Source organism: Micromonospora sediminicola (assembly GCF_900089585.1).
In the GTDB taxonomy this organism is placed as follows: domain Bacteria; phylum Actinomycetota; class Actinomycetes; order Mycobacteriales; family Micromonosporaceae; genus Micromonospora; species Micromonospora sediminicola.
On sequence record NZ_FLRH01000004.1, the window covers coordinates 715,731 to 731,702 of the forward strand.

At 73.4% G+C, this 15,972-nt stretch carries 13 protein-coding genes; 8 read left to right on the forward strand and 5 right to left on the reverse strand.

Features of this window, described 5'->3' with window-relative positions:
* Positions 1–51: 51 nt before the first annotated feature.
* The 5 genes from GA0070622_RS24810 to GA0070622_RS24830 form a co-directional block, all read right to left on the reverse strand.
* On the reverse strand, positions 52–1,485 hold the full coding sequence (locus tag GA0070622_RS24810) for a GH1 family beta-glucosidase (RefSeq protein WP_091579295.1): 1,434 nt from the start codon (positions 1,483–1,485) through the stop codon (positions 52–54).
* Positions 1,482–2,378: a carbohydrate ABC transporter permease gene (locus GA0070622_RS24815; protein ID WP_091579299.1), complete on the reverse strand. Its 897-nt coding sequence runs from the start codon at positions 2,376–2,378 to the stop codon at positions 1,482–1,484. Before GA0070622_RS24815 ends, GA0070622_RS24810 begins: the two co-directional genes overlap by 4 nt.
* 9 nt (positions 2,379–2,387) lie before the next feature.
* On the reverse strand, positions 2,388–3,368 hold the full coding sequence (locus tag GA0070622_RS24820) for a carbohydrate ABC transporter permease (protein WP_091579303.1): 981 nt from the start codon (positions 3,366–3,368) through the stop codon (positions 2,388–2,390).
* 121 nt (positions 3,369–3,489) lie between these two features.
* Positions 3,490–4,809, reverse strand: a complete 1,320-nt coding sequence (locus tag GA0070622_RS24825) for an ABC transporter substrate-binding protein (RefSeq protein ID WP_091579307.1) — start codon at positions 4,807–4,809, stop codon at positions 3,490–3,492.
* A gap of 212 nt (positions 4,810–5,021) precedes the next feature.
* Positions 5,022–5,567 (reverse strand): plasmid pRiA4b ORF-3 family protein, encoded by a 546-nt coding sequence (locus GA0070622_RS24830; protein WP_176558829.1) that lies wholly within the window; start codon positions 5,565–5,567, stop codon positions 5,022–5,024.
* Positions 5,568–5,717: 150 nt separating this feature from the next.
* Here GA0070622_RS24830 and GA0070622_RS24835 point away from each other — a divergent pair, with 150 nt between their 5' ends.
* From GA0070622_RS24835 to GA0070622_RS24875, 8 genes are all read left to right on the forward strand, one after another.
* Positions 5,718–6,503, forward strand: coding sequence for a pyrimidine reductase family protein (locus tag GA0070622_RS24835; RefSeq protein ID WP_091579314.1), 786 nt, complete (start codon positions 5,718–5,720; stop codon positions 6,501–6,503).
* Positions 6,504–7,128: 625 nt separating this feature from the next.
* Complete coding sequence (locus GA0070622_RS24845) at positions 7,129–8,877, forward strand: ATP-binding protein (protein ID WP_091579317.1); 1,749 nt, start codon at positions 7,129–7,131, stop codon at positions 8,875–8,877.
* 12 nt (positions 8,878–8,889) lie between these two features.
* Entirely contained in the window at positions 8,890–10,038 is a 1,149-nt protein-coding gene (locus tag GA0070622_RS24850; protein ID WP_091579320.1) for an exonuclease SbcCD subunit D, read from the forward strand.
* Complete coding sequence (locus GA0070622_RS24855) at positions 10,038–12,512, forward strand: AAA family ATPase (RefSeq protein WP_091579324.1); 2,475 nt, start codon at positions 10,038–10,040, stop codon at positions 12,510–12,512. Before GA0070622_RS24850 ends, GA0070622_RS24855 begins: the two co-directional genes overlap by 1 nt.
* Entirely contained in the window at positions 12,509–13,471 is a 963-nt protein-coding gene (locus GA0070622_RS24860) for a hypothetical protein (RefSeq protein ID WP_091579328.1), read from the forward strand. The genes GA0070622_RS24855 and GA0070622_RS24860 overlap by 4 nt, the downstream gene beginning before the upstream one ends.
* A complete protein-coding gene (locus GA0070622_RS24865; protein WP_091579331.1) occupies positions 13,471–14,328 on the forward strand; it encodes a spermidine synthase in 858 nt (285 codons plus the stop codon). The genes GA0070622_RS24860 and GA0070622_RS24865 overlap by 1 nt, the downstream gene beginning before the upstream one ends.
* A gap of 82 nt (positions 14,329–14,410) precedes the next feature.
* Positions 14,411–15,112: a sigma-70 family RNA polymerase sigma factor gene (locus tag GA0070622_RS24870; protein WP_091579334.1), complete on the forward strand. Its 702-nt coding sequence runs from the start codon at positions 14,411–14,413 to the stop codon at positions 15,110–15,112.
* A complete protein-coding gene (locus tag GA0070622_RS24875) occupies positions 15,109–15,891 on the forward strand; it encodes an anti-sigma factor family protein (RefSeq protein WP_091579337.1) in 783 nt (260 codons plus the stop codon). Before GA0070622_RS24870 ends, GA0070622_RS24875 begins: the two co-directional genes overlap by 4 nt.
* Positions 15,892–15,972: the final 81 nt, after the last annotated feature.

A 15,972-nucleotide genomic window follows, 5' to 3' on the forward strand; every position in this document is an offset into this window, starting at 1 on the left:
GGCACCGATTGAGGCGTCGGTGCCGGGCCGCCCGTTACTGGCTGGCCCAGCTTATTGTGCGGCCAGGCCGTTGCGTCGGATCACGTCGGCGTACCACCTGGCGCTGGACTTCGCGATCCGGGCCTGGTTGTCGTAGTCGACGTAGACCATGCCGAACCGCTTCGTGTAGCCCCAGGCCCACTCGAAGTTGTCCATCAGTGACCAGGCGAAGTAGCCCTTGAGCGGCACCCCGGCCTCGATCGCGGCGTGCGCCGCGCGCAGGTGCGAGGCGAAGTAGGCCAGCCGGTCCGGGTCGTCCACCCGGCCGTCGACCACCGTGTCGACGAACGCCGACCCGTTCTCGGTGACGTAGAGCGGCAGGTCGGTGTATTCCCGGTGCACCCGCTCCAACGTCTCCACCAGGCCCGGGGCGTCGATCTCCCAGTCCATGTCGGTGACCGGCACGCCGCGGGTGACGAACCGCACGTCCTCGCTGCCCGGCCAGCAGGACGGCGCCCGCCAGTAGGGCTCCGGCTCCGCGCCCTCGACCGGCGCGGCGACCACGTGCCGGCTGTAGTAGTTGACGCCGACCATGTCCAGCGGGGTCGAGATGGTCGCCAGGTCGCCGTCGCGGACGTGCCCGAGGTCGGTGATCCCGCGCAGGTCGGCGACCAGGTCCGCCGGGTACGCGCCGCGCAGCACCGGGTCCAGGAAGAACCGGTTCGCCAGCGCGTCGATCCGGCGGGCCGCGTCGGCGTCCGCCGCCGACCCGGAGGCCGGGGTGACCGGGTAGAGGTTCACCGTGATGCCGAGCTGCGCCTGCGGGCGGGACGCCCGCACCGCCTGCACGGCCAGGCCGTGCCCGAGCATCAGGTGGTGCCCGGCCCGGACCGCGTCCGCGCCGTCGCTGCGGCCCGGCGCGTGCACGCCGGAGCCGTAGCCGAGGAACGCCGAGCACCACGGCTCGTTCAGCGTGGTGAAGTACGTCACCCGGTCGCCGAGCGCGTCGGCGACCAGCTGCGCGTACTCGGCGAACCGGCCGGCGGTGTCGCGGGCCGGCCAGCCGCCGGCGTCCTCCAGCGGCTGGGGCAGGTCCCAGTGGTAGAGCGTCACCCACGGCTCGATGCCGTGGCCGAGCAGCTCGTCGACCAGGCGGTGGTAGAAGTCCATCCCCTCCTGGTTGACCCCGCCGACGCCGCCCGGCTGCACCCGGGGCCAGGACACGGAGAAGCGGTAGGACCGCAGCCCCAGGTCGGCCATCAGCCGCACGTCGTCCGGCATCCGGTGGTAGTGGTCGCAGGCCACGTCGCCGGTGTGCCCGGCCACCGTCCGGCCCTCGGTGTGGCTGAAGGTGTCCCAGATCGACGGCGTACGGCCACCCTCCGCCGCGGCGCCCTCGATCTGGTACGCGGCGGTGGCCGCGCCCCAGAGGAAACCGGGCGGGAAGGTCAGGGCCGGGCCCCCGTCGAGGACGCCGACGGCGGGCGGGCTGGCTGGGTTGCTCACGACTTGACGGCGCCTTCCATGATGCCGCCGATGATCTGGCGGCCGAACAGAACGAACACGACGAACAGGGGCAGGGTCGCGATCAACGTACCGGCGAAGATCTGCGAGTTGTCGGCGAAGTAGGCGGTGTTGAGGCTGCGCAGCGAGATCTGGACGGTGGGGTTGGACGGGTCGGCCAACACCACGAACGGCCAGAAGAACTGGTTCCACTGTTCCATGAAGGTGAGCAGGCCGAGCACCGCGGCGGCGGGCCGCAGCGCGGGCGCCACCACGTGCCAGTAGACCCGCCAGGTGGAGCAGCCGTCCACCCGGGCGGCCTCGATCAGCTCGTTCGGGACCGCCTGTTCGGCGTACTGGCGCATCATGAAGATCCCGAAGCCGCCGATGAGGAACGGCACGGTCACCGACGGCATGGTGTTCAGCCACTCGAGCTTGGCCATCAGGATGTAGAGCGGGAGCACGCCGAGCTGGATCGGCACCATCATCGAGGCGAGGATGATCAGCAGCAGCGCGTTCTTGCCCCGGAAGCGGAGCTTGGCGAACGCGAAGCCGGCCAGCGAGCCGAAGAAGACCGTGGCGACGGTGATCGTCCCGGAGACCAGGAACGAGTTCAGCAGCCCCTTGACGATGTTGGCGTCGCCGTTGGCGAGCACCCGCTCGACGTTCTCGCCGAGCTTTCCGCCGGGCAGGAACGGCGGCGGCCAGGAGTTGGCCGCGTCGTTCGTCCGGGAGGCGATCACGATCATCCAGTAGAACGGGAACAGCGACAGGATCACGCCGAGGACCAGGCCGAACCAGGTGAGCGGGCTGGCCTTCCAGAGCCGCTCGGCCTGGTGGGTGGCCTTCGCCGGCGCGGTCGGCCGGGTGGGTGGGCGAAGCGTGGTGGTCGTCATCTCGTCACCTCACTTGTCGGAGCTGATGCGGCGGGCCAGCAGGTAGTTGACCGTCGACATCAGCGCGATGAGCACGAAGAGCACGAGCGCGACCGCCCCGGCGTACCCCCACCGGAAGCGCTGGTTCATCACGTCGAGCAGGTACATCGTGATGGTCTGGAACTGCCCCTCCGAGCCGCCGGAGAGGCCGCCCGAGCCGCTGGTGAACAGCAACGGCTCGGTGAAGAGCTGGAGCCCGCCGATGGTCGAGATGATCAGCGTGAAGATGATCGTCGGACGCAGCTGCGGGACGGTGATCGACCAGAACTGGCGCCGCCGGGAGGCCCCGTCCAGCGCCGCGGCCTCGTACATGTCCTTGCTGATCGACTGCATGGCGGCCAGGTAGATCAGCGCGTTGTAGCCGACCCAGCGCCAGTCGACCATGGTGGAGATGGCGAACCAGGAGGCGAAGCGGTTCGCCCGCCAGTCGATCGGGTCCAGGCCGATGCTGTCGAGCAGCCAGTTGACCAGGCCGAAGTCCTTGGCGTAGATCATCGAGAAGATCAGCGCCACCACCGCGGTCGAGGTGATGATCGGCATCGCGATGGCCATCCGGAAGAACGTCTGCGCGCGCAGCTTCCGGTTCAGCGCGTTGGCCAGCATCAGCGCCAGCAGCAGCTGGGGCACGGTGGAGAGCACGAACATGCCGAACGTGTTCACCACCGCGTTCCAGAACTGCGGGTCGTCGGTGATCAGTTCGACGAAGTTGTCCAGCCCGACGAACGAGATCGTCGGGTTCAGCGGGGACCGGTCGGTCAACGCGATCCAGACCGTGTACGCGATGGGATACGCGCTGAACACCGCGAAGATCAGGAAGAACGGCAGGACGTACAGGTAGGGCGAGTACTTCAGGTCCAGCTTGGTCGCGGAGGCGGCGCGACGGTGCGCGGGACGGGCGGCGCGCGGCGGACCGGGCTCGGGCGGCGCCGTGGCGTGCAGGTCGAGGCTCATGGGGAGTCCTTCTCCTCGGCCGGCGTCACCCGCCACACGGGCGACGCCGGGCTCTGCGGGCACCGCGGGTGGCGCCGGCAGCGCGGGGCTGCCGGCGCCACCCGCGGGCGGCTCAGCCGGGTCACTTACCGGCGGCCGCACCGTTCTTCAGGGCCGCCTGCCACTGCTCGTCGGCCGACTTGCCCTGCTCGACGGCGCGCAGCGTGTTCTCCACGGCGGTGCGGACCGCGTTGTTCTTCGGGCCGAGGTAGACCGGCTTCAGGTCGGTGGCGCCGGCGGCGAAGATCTTGCCGACCGGGGCCTTGCTGAAGTAGTCGTTGGTCGAGTCGGCCACGGCCGGGTCGGTCAGCGCCTGCGGGTTCGACGGCAGGTTGCCGACCGCCTTGAACGCGCCGATCTGGCCCTGCGCGCTGGTCAGGAACTTGGCCAGCTCGGCGGCCTCCTTCTGGTGCTTGCTCGACTTCGGCACGCCGAGGAACGAACCGCCCCAGTTGCCGCCGTTGCCCGGGGCCTTGGCGACGTCCCACTTGCCGGCCGCCGCGTCACCGGCCTGGCCCTTGATGACACCGGTCATCCACGCCGGGCAGGCGATGGTGGCGAAGGTGCCGTTCTTGAACCCGGCGTTCCACTCGTTGGAGAAGGACTGCAGGTTGTTCGACAGCCCGGCGGCGATCATCTTGGTGGTCAGCTGGTAGGCCGCCTGCACGTCCGGGTTCTGGTCGATGACCATCTTGTTGCTCTTGTCGTAGTACGTGTAGCCGGTGCCCTGGCCCGCGATCTGCATCAGCACCACGTTGTAGAAGTTGGTCGCCGAGTCGACGAACTTGTGCTTCTTGTCGGCGGCGGCGAACTTCTGGCCGGTGGCGATGAACTGGTCCCAGGTGGGCCAGAGCGCGCCGACCTGCTCGCGGTCGGTGGGCAGGCCGGCGGCCTTGAACAGGTCGCTGCGGTAGCACAGCGCCATCGAGCCGACGTCGGTGCCGAGGCCCAGCACCTTGCCGTCGGGGGTGGTGCCCTGCTCCCACTTCCACGGCAGGAAGTTGCCCTTGAGGTCGTTCGCGCCGTGGTCGGCGAGGTTCACGAACTTGTCGGCCTGCGCGTAGAACTGGACGATGGTGCCCTCCTCCAGGGCCACCACGTCGCCGGCGCCCGACCCGGCGGTGATCTGCTGGGTCAGGCGGGTGTTGTAGTCACCCAGGCCGAGACCCTTGCCGCGCTCCTGGATCTTGACGTTCGGGTGGTCGGCTTCGTACTGCTTGTACAGCTCTTCGTAGCCGAAGCCCTGGTCGCCGAAGACGTCGACGACCAGGGTCACCGGACCGCTGCTGTCGCCGCTGCCCGACGAGTCGTCGTCGCTGCCGCAGGCGGTGGCGGTGGCGAGCACCATGGCGGACGCGAGCGCGATGGCCGCGAGCTGCCGACGGCGGATTGGGACGCTCATCCGAGACCCCTCTTTCGGTGGTGAGGCGATATCTGTGTGGTGGGGGGTGCGTGTCGCGCGAACCGGAGGAGGCAGGGATGAGACCGACGCCACTCTCGGGAGCGCTCCCATGAGATTGCCGGCAGGTGTCAGGGGTGTCAATAGACCGGTGGGAGCGTTCCCATTTCGTTACCGCGCCATCTCCCGGGACGGGAATCCCAGGGGGCGCGCGGTCAGCAGCAGCGGCGCAGCAGGACGGTCGCGCGGTCCGGGTCGAACCCGGCCGGGTCGAACGCCGGACCGGCCCATTCGCGCATGGCCGCGTGCTCGGGGTGCGCCGGGTCGGCGAGCGCGGCCAGCAGGACGGCGTATCCGCCCGGGCCGCCCACGTCCTCCGGCGGGCAGGCCCGCTCGCCGTCCAGGCACAGCGGGTAACGCTCGTCCGGGTCGGCGGCGCAGACGTCCTCCACCACCAGGTCGTGCTCCCACCAGTCGCCGAAGTCGTAGGTGTAGCGGAACCGGTCGCCCTTGCCCACCACCGCGTCCAGCCGGACGTCCAACTCGTCGCGCAGCGCCAGCTCGCCGTCCGGATCGGGCTCGCCGTACTGCCGCCCGTCGACGTCGAACGAGTGCAGGTGGCAGTCGCGCCAGCCCATCGCGTGCTGGAGCACCCGGTGCAGCCGGTCCAGGGTGTAGCCGCCGGGCACCAGCACCCGCCGCCACACCCGCGGCCGGACCCCGGCCAGCGACACCATCAGCTGGAAGATCTGACGCGACACGCGGTCCCATCCTTCCTCGGCATAGGCTGCCGGCATGATCTGCCGAGCCTGCCGGGAGCGGCGGCACGACGACTGTCCTGGCCGGAAGTGGTGCGACTGCCAGCACCGTACCGCCGAACCCACCCCTCCGGTCACCGGTCCGGCCGGCGAATGAGCGTCGGAAGCCCGATCGAACGGATCTGGCCCGCACCCGTCACCGGCGCGCTGACCGACCCACAGCTCACCGCGCTCTACGGCCGCGCCGACCACCCGCGCCTGCGGGTCAACTTCGTCGCCAGCGCGGACGGAGCGGTCACCCTGGAGGGCTACTCGGCCGGGCTCTCCGGCGAGCCGGACAAGCGCGTGTTCGGGCTGCTGCGGATGCTCTGCGACGGCCTCCTGGTGGCCGCCGGCACGCTGCGCCACGAGGGCTACCGCGCGGTCCGGCTGAGCGCCGAGCGACGGGCCTGGCGTCGCGAGCGGGGGCTGGCCGAGTTCCCCACCCTGGTGGTGGTCTCCGGGTCGCTCGACCTCGACCCGGCCCAGGCCTGCTTCGCCGACGCCCCGGTCCGGCCGCTGGTGCTCACCCGCTCCGGCGCGGAGGCACCGGCCGGACTGACCGAGGTGGCCGACCTGCTCCGGTACGGCGACGAGCGCGTCGACCTGGCCGCCGGCCTGGCCGAGCTGCGCCGTCGCGGGCTGGGGCAGGTGCTCTGCGAGGGCGGCCCGCACCTGTTCGGCGCGCTCACCGCGGCCGACCTGGTCGACGAGCTGTGCCTGACCGTGGCGCCGCTGCTCGCCGGCGCCGGGCCCGGGCGGATCACCGCCGGGGACGGCAGCGTCCCGCGCCACCTGCCGCTGCGCCACGTGTTGGCCGCCGGCGACGGCACGCTGATGCTGCGCTACGCCCGCGACCCGGGCGACCCGCCGCCCGCCGGGGCCGCACCCGCCGCCTGAGCAGCCCTCCGCCGGCTGGCGGCTGGCGGCTGGCGGCTGGCGGCTGGCGGCTGGCGGCTGGCGGCTGGCGGCTGGCGGCTGGCGGCTGGCGGCTGGCGGCTGGCGGCTGGCGGCTGGCGAGATCTTGGTACGAAAGGGCCCCTCTGAGGGCCGTTTCGTACCAAGATCTCCGCGCTTCCCAATAGGCGGGACATTCTTCTCGAAGTTCGGAAACCTCTCGCCGACGAAACGGCAATCCCGGACCGGGCGGTTCGACAGGCGCAGCCCCGGGCGCCTGCGGGGCACGTGGTCGCCATGGCGGGACCGCCGCAACTGATGACCTCCGTGGCCAACGCCACCCGTGGCAGGCGGCCCCGTCGACCACGTCGATGAGCGGCCGGGCACGTCCAGGGCGGGTAGCCACCGCAGCGACCCGACCGGGCGGAGAACAGTCGAGCCCGTTCGCCCGGGACGCCGCCGAGGCGGACCAGACGGCACGCACCGTGGTCGGTCGGATCCGGGGGGCGACCGCCGGGCGCACGACCGGCGTGGCGTCCGCCGCGTCGCGTGGCAACCTGTCGCATCCCTCGGGCAGGATGCACGACGTGCACCGCCAACGGTACGACCAGCCGACCGGAGACAGCCGATGACCGACGACCAGCTCGACGGGCCCGGCGAGGGGGTCGGCCGGGTGCTCGGCACCGCCGACGCCACCCCGCTCACCTTCTGGACGGCCGTCGCCCCCGGCAGCTACCTGCAACTCGACGACGTGGTGGTGACCCGCCGCGAGCTGCCCGACCGCGAGCCGGTGACCATCGCCGGCGTGGTGACCCAGGTGCGCGCCCGGCACGAGGGCGCGCAGTTCGACTCCGACGTCTTCGCCATCGCCGACGGCACGCTGCCGGCCCAGGTGCAGGAGGCCGCCGAGGTCACCACCACCCGGGTCGACCCCGAGTTCTACGTCCCGCCGACCCCCGGCGCGGTGGTGCACCGGGCCGAGGGTGACGCCCGGGCCCGGGCGCTGCACTTCGACCGGATGGAGCGGCGGATCCCGATGGGGATGGGCCGCGACGGGGTGCCGGTCTACCTCAACGCCGACTTCCTCGACGGCACCCGGGGCGCGCACGTCTCGATCTCCGGCATCTCCGGTGTCGCCACCAAGACCAGCTTCGCCACCTTCCTGCTCTACTCGGTGTTCCGCTCCGGTGTGCTCGGCGGCGACGCGGTCAACGCCAAGGCGCTGATCTTCAACGTCAAGGGCGAGGACCTGCTCTTCCTCGACCACCCGAACAGCCGGCTCGACGACCCGACCCGGGCGGCGTACGCGAAGCTCGGCCTCGACGCCGGCGCGTTCCCGGACGTGCGGGTCTACGCGCCGCCCCGGGTCGGCGACTCCTCCGGCACCCCCGACGTGAGCAGCCGGCTCACCGGGGTGGACAGCTTCTACTGGACGCTGACCGAGTTCTGCGCCGACCGCCTGCTGCCCTACGTGTTCGCCGACGCCGACGACGAGCGCCAGCAGTACACGATGGTGGTCCACTCGGTCGCCGCCCACCTGGCCCGGTACGCCCAGCCGGCCGACGGCGGGGTGAGCATCGACGGGGTGCGGCTCGGCTCCTACGCGGATCTGGTCGACCACGTGGTCGAGCAGCTCAACGACGACGAGACCCGGGGCGACTGGGCCGGCAGCGCGGTCGGGCTGGGCACCGTCAACGCGTTCGCCCGCCGGTTGATCGGCAGCAAGAAGGACCTGGGCCGGCTGATCCGGGGCGATCTGGCCACCCGCCGCCCGCACTCGATCAACACCGCGGAGAGCGCCCAGGTCACCGTGGTCGACCTGCACAACCTGCCGGACCGCGCGCAGCGCTTCGTGGTCGGCGTGACGCTCAAGAGTGAGTTCGAGCGCAAGGAGAAGGCCGGCACCGCCAAGCCGTTGCTCTTCGTCGTGCTCGACGAGCTGAACAAGTACGCCCCGCGCGAGGGCTCGTCACCGATCAAGGAGGTGCTGCTCGACATCGCCGAGCGGGGCCGCTCGCTGGGCGTGATCCTGGTCGGCGCGCAGCAGACCGCCAGCGAGGTCGAGCGGCGGATCGTCACCAACTCGGCGATCCGGGTGGTCGGTCGGCTCGACCCGGCCGAGGCGTCCCGCCCGGAATACGGCTTCCTCCCGCCCGCCCAGCGGCAGCGGGCGCTGCTGGCCAAGCCGGGCACAATGTTCGTCAACCAGCCCGACATCCCGGTGCCGCTCTGCCTGGAGTTCCCGTTCCCGGCCTGGGCCACCCGGGTCTCCGAGGCGGGCCGCGCGCCGTCGGAGACGCTACGGTCGATCACCCAGGCCGCCGACCCGTTCGCGGTGGTCGGTTCCGGCTCCTCCGACGACGACATCCCGTTCTAGGCGGCACCCACCATGAAGATCCTGCACACCTCGGACTGGCACGTCGGCAAGGTCCTGAAGGGGCAGTCCCGGACCGAGGAGCACACACAGGTCCTCGCCCAGGTGATCGACATCGCCCGGGACGAGCGGCCCGACCTGGTCATCGTCGCCGGTGACCTCTACGACACCGCCGCGCCGACGCCGGAGGCGACCCGACTGGTGACCCGGGCGCTGACCGCGCTGCGGCGCACCGGGGCCGACGTGGTGGTGATCGGCGGCAACCACGACAACGGCGCGGCGCTGGACGCGTTGCGGCCGTGGGCCGACGCCGCCGGCATCACGCTGCGCGGCAGCGTCCGGGAGAACCCGGCCGAGCACGTCGTCGACGGGGTGACCCGCGACGGCGAGCGGTGGCAGGTCGCCGCGCTGCCGTTCCTGTCCCAGCGCTACGCCGTCCGCGCGGTGGAGATGTACTCGCTCACCCCCGCCGAGGCCAACCAGACCTACGCCGACCACCTCGGCCGGGTGCTCGGCAAGCTGGCCGAGGGGTTCACCGAGCCGGACCGGGTGCACCTGGTCACCGCCCACCTCACCGTGGTCGGGGCGAGCACCGGCGGTGGCGAGCGGGACGCGCACACCGTGCTCGGCTACGCGGTGCCGGCCACCGTGTTCCCCGGCAACGCGCACTACGTGGCCCTGGGCCACCTGCACCGCTCGCAGCGGGTCGTCGGGCCCTGCCCGATCCGCTACAGCGGCAGCCCGCTCGCTGTCGACTTCGGTGAGCAGGAGAACGTCGGCTCGGTGACGATCGTGGAGGTGACCGCGACGACGGCCGCCCGGATCCGGGAGGTGCCGGTGCCCGGCGCGGTGCCGCTGCGCACGGTGCGCGGCACCCTCGCCCAGCTCGCCGAGATCGAGCCGCCGGAGGGCTGGCTGCGCGTCTACGTCCGGGAGCAGCCCCGGGCCGGGCTGCGCGAGGAGGTGCAGGAGCTGCTGCCCCGGGCGCTGGAGATCCGGATCGACCCGGAGCTGGTGCCGACGCCGGGCAGCGGCACCCGCACCGCCCAGCGGGCCGGCCGCTCGCCGCGCGACCTGTTCGCCGACTACCTGGGCAGCCGCGGGCACGCCGACGAGGACGTCCGGGAACTCTTCGACGAGCTGCTCGAGGAGGTCGACCACTGATGCGGCCGATGCGACTGGACATGGCCGGCTTCACCGTCTTCCGCGACGAGACCACCGTCGACTTCACCGACGCCGACTTCTTCGCGCTGGTCGGCCCGACCGGCTCCGGCAAGTCCACGGTGCTCGACGCGATCTGTTTCGCCCTCTACGGCACGGTCCCCCGCTGGGGCGGCGCGCGAGGGCTGGCCAACGCGCTGGCGCCGTCGGCGACCGAGGCGCGGGTCCGGCTGGTCTTCGAGTCCGCCGGCGACCGTTACGTCGCCACCCGGGTGGTCCGTCGCGACGGCCGGGGCACGGTGAAGACGGCCAACGCCGGGCTCCAGCTCATGCCGCCGGGGTTCGACGTCACCAAGCTCGACACCGGGCTCAGCCCGGAGGACCTGGGCGAGGTGGTGGCCGGCACCCCGGCCGAGATGGAGCAGGCGGTGCTGGACGCGGTCGGGCTGCCGTACGAGCAGTTCACCTCCTGCGTGGTGCTGCCGCAGGGGCAGTTCGCCGACTTCCTGCACGCCAAGCCGGCCACCCGTCAGCAGATCCTGGTCAACCTGCTGGGCCTGGGCGTCTACGAGGAGGTCCAGAAGAAGGCGGTCGAACGCGCCGGGCAGGCCGAGGCGAAGCTGGAGGCGGTCGACAAGATGCTCGGCGGGCTCGCCGACGTCGACGACGAGAGTCTGACCGCCGCCCGGGAGCGGGTGGACGCGATGCGGGAGCTGGCCGCCGCGGTCGCTGCCGCCGTACCCGAATGGGAGCAGGCCCGGGCCACGGCGGGTGAGCGGGCCGCGGCGCTGGCCGACCTCGACGCCGAGCTGGGTGTGCTGGCCGGGGTGCGGCCGCCGGAGGGCACCGCCGAGCTGGCGCGGGCGGTGGCGCAGGCCCGGGTCGCCGCCGACGAGGCGGCAACCGCGGTCGGGCTGGCCGAGGAGCGCGAGGAGAAGCTGCGCGGGGAGCTGGCCGCCGCCGGTGACGAGAGCGCGCTGCGGCTGCACCTGAAGGCGTACGCGGACCGGGACCGGCTGACCGCGGAGGCGGCGACGGTCCGCGCGGCGGTGGACGCGGCGCGGACCGAGCACGACGCGGCGGTGGCGGCGCTGGCGGCGGCGCGGGCGGACGCGCAGCGGGCCGAGACGGAGCTGGAGTCGGCGTTCCGCGCGCACGAGGAGGCGAAGGCCGCCGACCAGGCGGTGGCGCTGCGAGCGCACCTGGTCGGCGGCGCGCCGTGCCCGGTGTGCGAGCAGACGGTCACCACGGTGCCGGCGGTGCCGAAGGGTTCGGCGGTGAGCCGGGCGATCGAGGCGGGCAAGGCGGCGCGGGCGGCGAGCGAGGTGGCCAAGCGGGTCGTGCAGGACCGCGACACCACGGCGCGTGATCTGGATCGGGTGCTGCTGCGTGCCCGGACCCAGCACGACCAGCTCGGCGCGCGCCTGGCCGAGCTGGACGAGCAGCTCGCGGACGCGCCGGCGCCGGAGCGGCTGCGCGAGTCGCTGGCCGAGCACGCGCGGCTGCGGACCGCGTTGGAGGAGGCGGCCGGTGCGGTGCGGGCCGGCCGGGAGGCGGCCCGGCGGGCGCGGGGCGCACTCGACGCCGCGCAGGAGCGGCTGCGTCGGGCCTGGCGTGACTTCGACGCGGTACGCGACGGGCTGGCCCGGTTCGGTCCGCCGGCCGCCGACCGGGACGACGTGGCGGCGGCCTGGGCAGCGCTGGCCGGCTGGGCGGGTGAGCAGGCGCAGGCGCGGCGCGCGGACCGCGACGGGCTGGCCGACTCGGTGGAGGCGGCGCAGCGGGCCGCGACCGAGGTCGCCGACGGGATCGCCGCGTTGTTCACCGCCGCCGGGCTGGACGCGCCGCAGGACGCGCCGCGCGACGTGGCGGTGGCCGTGGAGCGGGCCGAGGCGGAGCTGCGCCGCCTCGACGAGCGCCGCGAGCAGGCCGCCGACCTGCGGGAGCAGCGGGCCGGCCACGAGCGCCAGGCGCGGGTGGCCCGCGCGCTCGCCGGGCACCTGCGGGCCAACAACTTCGAGCGGTGGCTGCTCACCGAGGCGCTGGACCTGCTGGTCGACGGCGCGTCGCGGATCCTGCGGGAGCTGTCCGGCGGGCAGTACGACCTGGTCCACGACAAGGGCGAGTTCTTCGTGGTCGACCATCACGACGCCGGGCTGCGCCGGGGCGTGCGGACGCTGTCCGGCGGGGAGACGTTCCAGGCGTCGCTGGCCCTGGCGCTGGCGCTGTCGGAGCAACTGGCCGGCATGTCGACGAGCGCCGCGAGCCTGGAGTCCATCGTCCTGGACGAGGGCTTCGGCACGTTGGACGCGGCGACGCTGGACACGGTCGCGGCCACGCTGGAGAACCTGGCCGCCCGGGGTGACCGGATGGTGGGTGTGGTCACCCACGTGCCGGCCCTGGCGGAGCGGATCCCGGTCCGCTTCGAGGTCCGCAAGGACGCGCGCACGGCCCGCGTCGAGCGGACCGGCCTGTGACCCCGAAGTTCTTCGTCGACACGTGGGACCCGGCGTACGGCGCGTCGTTCGAGGCGGCGGGTGGGTCCGGTCCGGCCGCGCCGAGCAGCGCCCAGGTCGACGCGGAGGTCGAGCTGCCGGCGACGGACTGGCGGGCGATCGACGCCCGCCCGGACGTGCGCGCGCCGGACGTGGTGCTGCTGGTCGACGGCGTGCGCCGGATCGACGCCAGCGTGTGGACCGCCGAGGAGGACGGCGGCTCGTTCCCCGGCATCGCCGCCTCGTACGCCGCCGGGGTGGTCCGCTGCGACCTGGACCGGGGCGCCGCCGAGCTGGCCGGCGCCCGGGTGGGCCGAGGGCTGTTCACGGCCAGCCCGTCGGCGCAGGACGTGGTGGCCGGGGCGATCCGCTACCCGGTGCACCGGGTCTCCGGCACCGGCGAGCTGAGCAAGTTGCCCGCGGCGGTGCAGGCCCCGCTCACCGCGCTGGAGGTGGCCGTCTCGGACGCGGTCCGCACCGACGGCGACCTGCTGGTGGTGGACGGCCCGCTGCGCAGCCGGCGCAACCTGCCGCGCACGCTCGGCTACATCAAGACCCAGCACAGCCAGTACCTGGACGCCCGGCTCACCGCGGTGGTGACCGGGCTGGCGCCGGGCCAGCGCTGCCCGGTGTTCCGGCTGGGCACGGCGTGGGGCGGCTGGTCCTGGTACCTGCGACTGCCGGTGTCCGCCGGGGCACCGTGGGCGGGCATCGTGCGGATGGAGTGCTCGGCCGACCTGACCGTCCCGGAGGCGGTCGCGCTGGCCGACCTGTCGCTGGTCACGCTGCCCCGGTTCGCGTCCACCCCGTACAAGGACCCGCGCGCCCCGCAGAACCTGGTGCCGATCGCCGGGCTGGAGCGCCGGCTGCGCGGGATGCTCGGCGACGCCCGGCTGCTGCACCGGGTGCTCACCGCGGCGGCGCGCGGGATCCGGCGCTGATGGGCCGGCGACGCGACGACGACCGGGTGGTGGCCGACGTCGACACCGGCCGGGCCGACCTGGTGCCGGACCGGGACCGCCCGGGCTCCTGGACGCTGCTGCTGGACGGCGCGCCGCAGTCCCACGTGGACCTGGGTGACCCGACCCACCTGGAGTTCGAGTACGTCCGGCGACTGGCCGCCGCGCTCGACGTGGTGGCGCCGGCGGGCGCGCCGCTGCGGGTGCTGCACCTGGGCGGCGGCGCGCTCACCCTGCCCCGGTACGTGCAGGCCACCCGGCCCGGCTCGACGCAACGTGTGTCCGAGGTGGACGGCGCGTTGGTGGACCTGGTCCGCCGCGCCCTGCCCTGGCCGTCCGACCCCCGCCTGAAGGTGCGGGTGGCGGACGCCCGCGCGACGCTGACGTCCAGCCGGGACGGGGCGTACGACGTGATCGTGGCGGACGTGTTCGCCGGCGCCCGCACCCCGGCGCACCTGACCTCCGTCGAGTTCGCCGCGCAGGTGGCCCGGGTGCTCGCGCCCGACGGCTGCTACCTGGCGAACATCGCCGACGGGCCGCCGCTGCGGCACGCCCGTGGCCAGGTCGCCACCGTGCGTACCGTGTTGCCCCGGGCCTGCCTGGTGGCCGACGCGGCGGTGCTGCGCGGCCGGAGGTACGGCAACCTGGTGCTGGTGGCGTCCCGGGTGGAGCCGCCGGTGCCGGAGCTGACCCGACGCGCGGCCGGCGACTGGTTCCCCGGTCGGGTGGTGGCCGGCGCGGACCTGGACCGGTTCGCCGGCGGTGTCGCGGTGGTGCGCGACGCGGACGCCGTCGACTCCACTCCGCCCCCGCCGGGAATTTTTTCGGTCGATCGTTGATCCGATCGGCGGGTCGCTGCGTATCACCGGGCGGCCATGCCCGTGGGGGGCCGGCTGATGTCATTGGACACCGGAGGTCTGCATGCATGCGGTGGCGGCCGGCTGGCACGGCGAGGTGGCGAGGCCCGAGTGGATGTTCGCCCGGGCGCAGCCACACTCGCGCGCGTCGCGCTCGGGACGGGGGGTCGACGCCCGCCCCGCGGATCGCCAGAATGACCCGGTGCCGCCGCGACCCGCCCCCGGACGCCACCAGGCGACCTCCGCCGAGGCCAGCCACTCGGACCAGCTGATCCGGCTGCTCTACGCGGAGCACGCCGGGCCGCTGCTGATGTTCGTGATGCGGCTGACCGGCGGGGACCGGCAGCGCGCCGAGGACATCGTGCAGGAGACGCTGCTGCGGGCCTGGCGCAACGCGCACCGCCTCGGCGTGCAGGGTGGTCAGGGCTCGCTGCGGCCGTGGCTGGTGACGGTGGCCCGGCGGATCGCGATCGACGAGCACCGCAGCGAGCAGGCCCGGCCGGCGGAGACGTACGACCGGGACCTGACCGCGTTCGCGGAGGCGGACAGCACCGACCGGGTGTTGCGCACGATGACCGTGGCGGACGCGCTGCGTACGCTGAGCCAGTCCCACCGGGAGATCCTGGTGGCGACGTACTTCCGGGGTCGTACCGTGCCCGAGGCGGCCGAGGAGCTGGGCCTTCCGCTCGGCACCGCGAAGTCACGGGTCTACTACGCGCTGCGCGCGCTGCGCACGGCTCTGCAGGAGAGGGGGGTGACGGAATGAGCCGGGCCGACCACATGGACGTCGCCGCGTACGCGCTCGGCGTGCTGGACCCGCAGGACACGGAGCGGTTCGAGGAGCACCTGGCCACCTGCTGGGCGTGCGCGGCGGAGCTGGAGACGATGGTCCCCGTGGTGGGGCTGCTCTCCGGCATCGACGGCGAGGCGATGGCCGCGTTGGAGCAGACCCACACCGACCCGGCGCTGCTGGACCGGACGCTGGTCGCGGTGCGACGGGACCGCCGGCGTACCCGGGTCCGGCAGTTGCTGGCCACGGCGGCGGCCGTGGTGGTGTTCGGCGGCCTGAGCGGTGTCGCGGCCGGGATGCTCGGCGACGACTCGCCGTCCGTGCCGCAGGCCGAGCCGACGCCGCCCGTGCCGACCTCGGCGCCGAGCAGCGGTCCGGCCGACCCGAACGCCCCGGGCGTCGGCGGCGACAAGGAGATCGAGGGCGACGAGCACCGCGCGACCGACCCCGGCACCGGCGTGCAGACCACCATGTGGCTGGCGAAGAAGGAGTACGGCACGCAGATCGCGGTGCAGCTCGGCCGCCTGCCCGGGCCGCGCACCTGCCGGCTGGTGGTGTGGCGCAAGAACGCCACCAGTGAGGTGGTGAGCACCTGGTCGGTGCCGGGCAACGGCTACGGCACCAACCAGAACCCGCTCACGCTGCAGCTGAGCGCGTCCACCTCGGCCCCGCTCGGCGACATCGAGAAGGTCCAGGTGCAGTCGGTCGACGTCAACGGGGTGGCGAGCCCGCTGGTGACCGTCTCCGACCTCTGAGGTGACCGCGCCGACGGCGCCGGGCGGCCTGGCCGCCCGGCGCCGTCGCGTCGTTTCCGCCACCGGCCCTCGCGGTGCCGC

Coding starts and splice junctions, on each gene's coding strand:
- GA0070622_RS24815 (WP_091579299.1), bottom strand. CDS start 2,378: ATGACGACCACCACGCTTCGCCCACCCACCCGGCCGACCGCGCCGGCG.
- GA0070622_RS24820 (WP_091579303.1), bottom strand. CDS start 3,368: ATGAGCCTCGACCTGCACGCCACGGCGCCGCCCGAGCCCGGTCCGCCG.
- GA0070622_RS24825 (WP_091579307.1), bottom strand. CDS start 4,809: ATGAGCGTCCCAATCCGCCGTCGGCAGCTCGCGGCCATCGCGCTCGCG.
- GA0070622_RS24835 (WP_091579314.1), top strand. CDS start 5,718: ATGAGCGTCGGAAGCCCGATCGAACGGATCTGGCCCGCACCCGTCACC.
- GA0070622_RS24845 (WP_091579317.1), top strand. CDS start 7,129: ATGACCGACGACCAGCTCGACGGGCCCGGCGAGGGGGTCGGCCGGGTG.
- GA0070622_RS24850 (WP_091579320.1), top strand. CDS start 8,890: ATGAAGATCCTGCACACCTCGGACTGGCACGTCGGCAAGGTCCTGAAG.
- GA0070622_RS24855 (WP_091579324.1), top strand. CDS start 10,038: ATGCGGCCGATGCGACTGGACATGGCCGGCTTCACCGTCTTCCGCGAC.
- GA0070622_RS24865 (WP_091579331.1), top strand. CDS start 13,471: ATGGGCCGGCGACGCGACGACGACCGGGTGGTGGCCGACGTCGACACC.
- GA0070622_RS24870 (WP_091579334.1), top strand. CDS start 14,411: ATGCATGCGGTGGCGGCCGGCTGGCACGGCGAGGTGGCGAGGCCCGAG.
- GA0070622_RS24875 (WP_091579337.1), top strand. CDS start 15,109: ATGAGCCGGGCCGACCACATGGACGTCGCCGCGTACGCGCTCGGCGTG.